Here is a 5,800-nt window from a genome sequence, read left to right as displayed (position 1 = left end):
TCCTGGTCGAGCTGTACGCCCACGTCGAGCCGAGCGGCTGGCGGATCAGCGACCGGCCGGGCCGCGACACCCGGCGGGCCCGCTCCTGGCTCGGCGAGGACCTCGACGCGCTGGAGGAGTTCACCCAGGGGTACGGCGGGACTCTTAAGGTGCAGGCGGTGGGCCCCTGGACGCTCGCCGCCGCGCTGGAGCTGCGGGGCGGTGAGGCGGTGCTCTCCGACCCGGGCGCCTGCCGTGATCTCGCGGCCTCCCTCGCCGAAGGGCTGCGTACCCATCTGGCGGACGTGCGCCGCCGGATGCCGTACGCGCGCGTGGTGCTCCAGCTGGACGAGCCGTCGCTCATCGCCGTACTGCGGGGGCAGGTCCGCAGCGCCAGCGGCTACCGCACATACCGGGCCGTGGACCGGCAGCTGGTCGAGTCCACGCTGCGGGAGGTGATCGCGGACGAGACGGTCGTCGTCCACTCCTGCGCGCCGGACGTCCCGTTCGCGCTGCTGCGGCGGGCGGGGGCGGCGGGCGTGTCGTTCGACTTCGGGCTGCTCACCGAGCGTGACGAGGACGTGATCGGTGAGGCCGTCGAGGGCGGGACGAAGCTGTTCGCCGGAGTCGTGCCGACGACCGACACCGCATTGTCCGACCCGGCAGGTAGCGTCATGGGTGTCAGGACGCTGTGGCGCAGGCTGGGGCTTGATCCGGGGACTCTCACCAAGTCCGTGGTCATTACCCCGACCTGTGGTCTCGCGGGTGCCTCGCCGGCGTACGCACGGGCGGCGCTCGCCCACTGCGTCCAGGCGGCGAGATCGCTCGCAGACAACCCTGAGTAGTGGGTGCCAGGAATCGGGAGGACACAGACGGTGGCTGAGGACAAGGTGGCCGAAGGCGCGCAGGACGATTCGGACCTGTCCGCGCAGGACGATTCGGGCCTGCCCGCACAGGTCCGCGAGCAGCACGCCGACCTCGCCGAGCAGGTCGATGAGCACCGCTTCCGGTATTACGTGAAGGACCAGCCGGTCATCAGCGACGGTGAGTTCGACCAACTGCTGCGCTCGCTCCAGGAGCTGGAGGAGCGGTACCCCGCGCTGCGTACGCCCGACTCGCCGACCCAGAAGGTCGCCGGGCACTATGAGACGGACCTCGCCAAGGTCGAGCACCGCGAGCGGATGCTCTCCCTCGACAACGCCTTCGACGAGGAAGAGCTGACCGCCTGGGCGGAGCGCGTGGAGCGTGATGTCGGCACCTCGGACTTCCACTTCCTGTGCGAGCTGAAGATCGACGGCCTCGCGGTGAACCTGACGTACGAGAAGGGCCGGCTGACGCGCGCGGCGACCCGCGGCGACGGCCGGGTCGGCGAGGACATCACCCCGAACATCCGCACCATCTCCGACATCCCGGACCGGCTGCGGGGCGACCGCATCCCCGAGCTGGTGGAGATCCGCGGTGAGGTCTTCTTCCCGATGGACCAGTTCCAGGAGCTGAACGCGAGACGGGTGGCGGCCGGCGAGCAGCCGTACGCCAATCCGCGCAACTCCGCGGCCGGTTCGCTGCGCCAGAAGGACCCCAAGGCCACCGCGCTGCTGCCGCTGCACATGGTGGTGCACGGCATCGGCGCACGCCGGGGCTTCGACATCGACTGTCTGTCGCACGCCTATGACCTGCTGCGCGAGTGGGGCCTGCCCACCGCCCGGCACAACAAGGTCGTTGACTCCCTGGACGCCGTCCGCGAGTTCATCGCCCACTTCGGTGAGAACCGCCACTCCATGGAGCACGAGATCGACGGCGTGGTCGTCAAGCTCGACGAGATCCCGCTCCAGGGGCGGCTGGGCTCCACCGCCCGCGCCCCGCGCTGGGCGATCGCCTGGAAGTACGCGCCGGAGGAGGTCAACACCCGGCTGGTCAACATCCGGGTCGGCGTCGGCCGCACCGGCCGCGTCACGCCCTACGCCCAGGTCGAGCCGGTCACGGTCGCGGGCTCCGAGGTCGAGTTCGCCACCCTGCACAACCAGGACGTGGTGAAGGCCAAGGGCGTCCTCATCGGGGACACGGTGGTGCTGCGCAAGGCCGGGGACGTCATCCCGGAGATCCTGGGGCCGGTCGTCGATCTGCGGGACGGCACGGAAACGCCCTTCGTGATGCCGGCGGAGTGCCCCGAGTGCGGGACGGCGCTGCGGCCGATGAAGGAGGGCGATGTCGATCTGCGCTGCCCCAACGCACAGTCCTGCCCGGCTCAGCTGCGGGAACGACTCTTCTATCTGGCGAGCCGCAAGGCGCTCGACATCGAGCACTTCGGCTATGTCGCGGCGGCCGCGCTGACCAAACCCCTGGAGCCGTCCGAGCCCCCGCTGACGGACGAGGGCGATCTCTTCTCGCTGGAGATGGACCAGTTGCTGGACATCAAGGCGTATGTCCTCGACCAGGACAGCGGACTGCCCAAGCGCGACCCCAAGACGGGCGAGGAGAAGGTCGTCACGGTCTTCGCCAACCAGAAGGGCGAGCCGAAGAAGAACGCCGTCGCGATGCTGGAGAACATCGCCGCCGCCAGACACCGCCCCCTCGCCCGTATCCTCACCGGTCTCTCCATCCGCCATGTCGGCCCGGTCGCGGCGGAGGCGCTCGCCCGTGAGTTCCGGTCCATCGACCGGATCAGAAAGGCGAGCGAGGAGGAGCTGGCCGCCACCGACGGCGTCGGCGGGATCATCGCGGCCTCGCTCAAGCAGTGGTTCGCCGAGCCGTGGCACGAGGAGATCCTGCGCAAGTGGGCCGTCGCCGGGGTGCGGACGGAAGAGGCGGGCGGGGGGGAGGACGAGGGGCCCCGCCCGCTCGAAGGTCTCACCGTGGTCGTCACCGGGACACTGGAGAACTACACCAGGGATGGCGCAAAAGAGGCCCTTCAGAGCCTCGGCGCGAAAGTGACCGGTTCTGTTTCGAAGAAAACGGCGTTCGTCGTGGTCGGAGACAACCCCGGTTCCAAGTACGACAAGGCCGTGCAGTTGAAGGTGCCGGTTTTGGACGAAGGCGGCTTCGTCGTCCTGCTCGAACAGGGTCCCGATGCCGCTCGTGAGGCCGCTGTGCCTGCGGAGACGTGACAAAGGGGGCGTGCGCCGGGCTCGAATGGGGCTCATTCGGAGAACTGCGGGCGGCGTAAAGGTCGTATTCAAGCCGTCCTCCGCGAAGGGGGAACGGCCGGTACCGGTCACCCGTTCAGCGCATAGCAGATGGAGAAGGGTGGCCGGGTCGCATTCGGGCAAGAGCTGTAGAGCGCTGCCCGTCGGAGCCTCCCGCCACCTACTGTTGAGACGTGCGCCTGTCGTGCACGGCTGCGTGGTGGGATTTCAGTCGTGGTGGCATGACAACGGGAACCATCGCGAGGCATCGGCACCGCTGGCTGTGAGAGGGACGGGAATGGAACCGACCGAGAGCGCCGCCCGGGTCGCAAGGCCGCGCGCAAGCGTGACCCTTGCCGGTCTCGCGGGCAGGACGCCGGGCCTGCCCGTCGCTGTGGTCGCCGCGGCGTCGCTCGTCCTCGCGACCGGGATCACCGGCGCGGTCCGCGAGGACCGCGCGCTCTTCCCCGGCTCCACGGTGGGCTGGTCGCTCGCCGTGCTCACCGGAATCATCGTGGGCCATCTGGTCGCCCTCGGCCGCGACCGCTGGTGGGGCGGCACCGGCTCCGGCGCGGCCCTGACCATAGCCGTCCTCCTGCTCTACGGCTCGGTGCCGGCGGCGCTGGTCAGCCTCGCCGTCGTCGCCCTCGTCGGCACGGCCCGCCGCCACCGCTGGCGGCACGGCATCCTGCACGGCTCCGTCGACATCCTCGGCATCGGCGCCGCCGCGCTCGTACTGTCCGCCTTCGGCGCCTCCCCGAGCGTCGAGAACCCGGGGGACCCACTCGACTGGGGCATCGACGCCGCACCGGAAGTGATCCTCGCGGCCACCGTCTATCTCGCGGTCACCCGACTGCTGCTGTGGTATGTGACGGCCCCACAGGGCGGTGGTCTGCCCACCGCCGCGCGTACGGCCCTGCTGCGGCAGGGCCTTGTCGCGGTCGCCCTCCTCGGTATCGCCCCGCTGATCTGTGTCGTCGCCGCCGCGCTGCCCCTGCTGCTGCCGCTGTTCGCCGTACCGCTGATCGCCCTCGACTCGACCCTGTGGATCGCCCGCGCCCGGGCCGAGGAGCAGTTGCGCGACCCGCTGACCGGGCTGCCCAACCGGCAGTGGCTGCTGGAGCGGACCTGGGCCGCCCTGGAGGAGGCGGAGAGCAACAGCACCCGTGCCGCGCTCGTCCTGATCGACCTGGACCGGTTCCGCTCCGTCAACGACACCCTCGGCCATCTCGCGGGGGACCGGCTGCTGTTGCAGATAGCCCACCGGCTGAGGCACGCCCTGCCGCGCGGCGCGGAGGCCGCCAGGCTCGGCGGGGACGAGTTCGCCGTCCTGCTGCCCACAGCCGACTCCATCACCAGCGCCCAGCGCATCGCCCGCCAGCTCGCGGCCGAGCTGTCCTCGCCGCTCGACCTCGACGGTCTCACCCTCGTCCTGGAGGCGAGCGCGGGCGTCGCCGTCTTCCCCGAGCACGCCCTCGACGCCGAAGGGCTGCTGCGCCGCGCCGATGTGGCGATGTACCAGGCCAAGCGCGACCGTACGGGCGTCGAGGTGTACGAGTCCAAGCGCGACAGCAACACCCCCGACCGGCTCGGTCTCCTCGGCGATCTGCGCCGTGCGCTGGACGCCCGCGAGGTGGAGCTGCACTACCAGCCCAAGGTCCGCTTCGACGGGCATGTCGCGGGTCTTGAGGCGCTCGTCCGCTGGGTCCACCCGGACCGCGGCCGGGTCCCCCCGGACGAGTTCATCGCCATCGCCGAGTCCTCCGGGCTGATGCCCCACCTCACGGAGTACGTGCTCGACACCGCCCTCGCCCAGGTCGCCAAGTGGCGTGCCCAGGGACTGTTCGTCCCCGTCGCCGTCAATGTCTCACCGCGCGACGTCCACACGCCCGGATTCGCCGGGTCCGTCGCCGCCCGCCTCGCGCGCCACGGCGTTCCGGCCGGTTCGCTCCAACTGGAGATAACCGAGCACGTCCTCCTGGAGGACCCGCAGCGCGCCGCCGACACACTCGCCGGGCTCACCGACCACGGCGTGAAGATGTCCCTCGACGACTTCGGCACCGGGTACTCCTCGCTGGTCCACCTCCGCCGCCTCCCCGTCAGCGAACTGAAGATCGACCGCTCCTTCGTCGCCCGGCTCGCCGTCGACAACGAGGACGCGGAGATCGTCCGCTGCACCGTGGACCTCGCGCATTCCCTGGGCCTGCTCGTCGTCGCCGAGGGCGTCGAGGACGACGAGACCTGGGAGCGGTTGCGCGACCTGGGCTGCGACGCCGTCCAGGGCTGGCTGGTCGCCGCCGCGATGCCCCCGCAGGAGACCACCGCTTGGCTCCGCGCCCGCGGCGAGCGCGGCTGGCACCGGCACGCCGAGCCCGAGACCCCCTCGGACGCGGACGAGCCCACGGGCCAGGTGGTCCCCTAGGGCCTCTCGTTTGGATCAGGCTGGGCTCGCGTGCACTGGCACCGCACTCCCCCTGGGCGTGGCGGCCCGGCCCGAGCGCCCCGGCTCCTGGGGCTCTGCCCCCGACCCGGCCGCCTCAGTCTCTGCCGTGGCCCCGTCCGGGAGGTGCCCTGCCAACCTGCCCCGGGGCTCCGCCCCGAACCCGGCGCCTCAAACTCCCCCAAGGCTTCGCCTGGGAGGTGCCCCCAGGCGGGGCTGTCATTCGCTGCCCCAGCCCCGTAGGCCGCAGCCCTTGCGG

3 protein-coding genes are annotated in these 5,800 nt (G+C 71.1%); all 3 read left to right on the top strand.

Features of this window, described 5'->3' with window-relative positions; translation table 11 throughout:
• On the top strand, nt 1–824 hold an 824-nt coding region (locus ACWF94_RS26960), incomplete at its 5' end, for a methionine synthase (protein ID WP_453493696.1).
• A 75-nt stretch (nt 825–899) separates the two neighbouring features.
• Nucleotides 900–3,083, top strand: coding sequence for an NAD-dependent DNA ligase LigA (ligA, locus tag ACWF94_RS26955; RefSeq protein ID WP_453493707.1), 2,184 nt, complete (start codon nt 900–902; stop codon nt 3,081–3,083).
• Between the two features lie 316 nt (nt 3,084–3,399).
• On the top strand, nt 3,400–5,523 hold the full coding sequence (locus ACWF94_RS26950; protein ID WP_453493693.1) for a putative bifunctional diguanylate cyclase/phosphodiesterase: 2,124 nt from the start codon (nt 3,400–3,402) through the stop codon (nt 5,521–5,523).
• The last annotated feature ends 277 nt before the right edge of the window (nt 5,524–5,800 follow it).

It is taken from the genome of Streptomyces sp. NPDC055078 (genome assembly GCF_053607985.1).
This window is presented reverse-complemented; position numbering and strand designations above follow the sequence as displayed.

Coding starts and splice junctions, on each gene's coding strand:
- ACWF94_RS26950 (WP_453493693.1), top strand. CDS start 3,400: ATGGAACCGACCGAGAGCGCCGCCCGGGTCGCAAGGCCGCGCGCAAGC.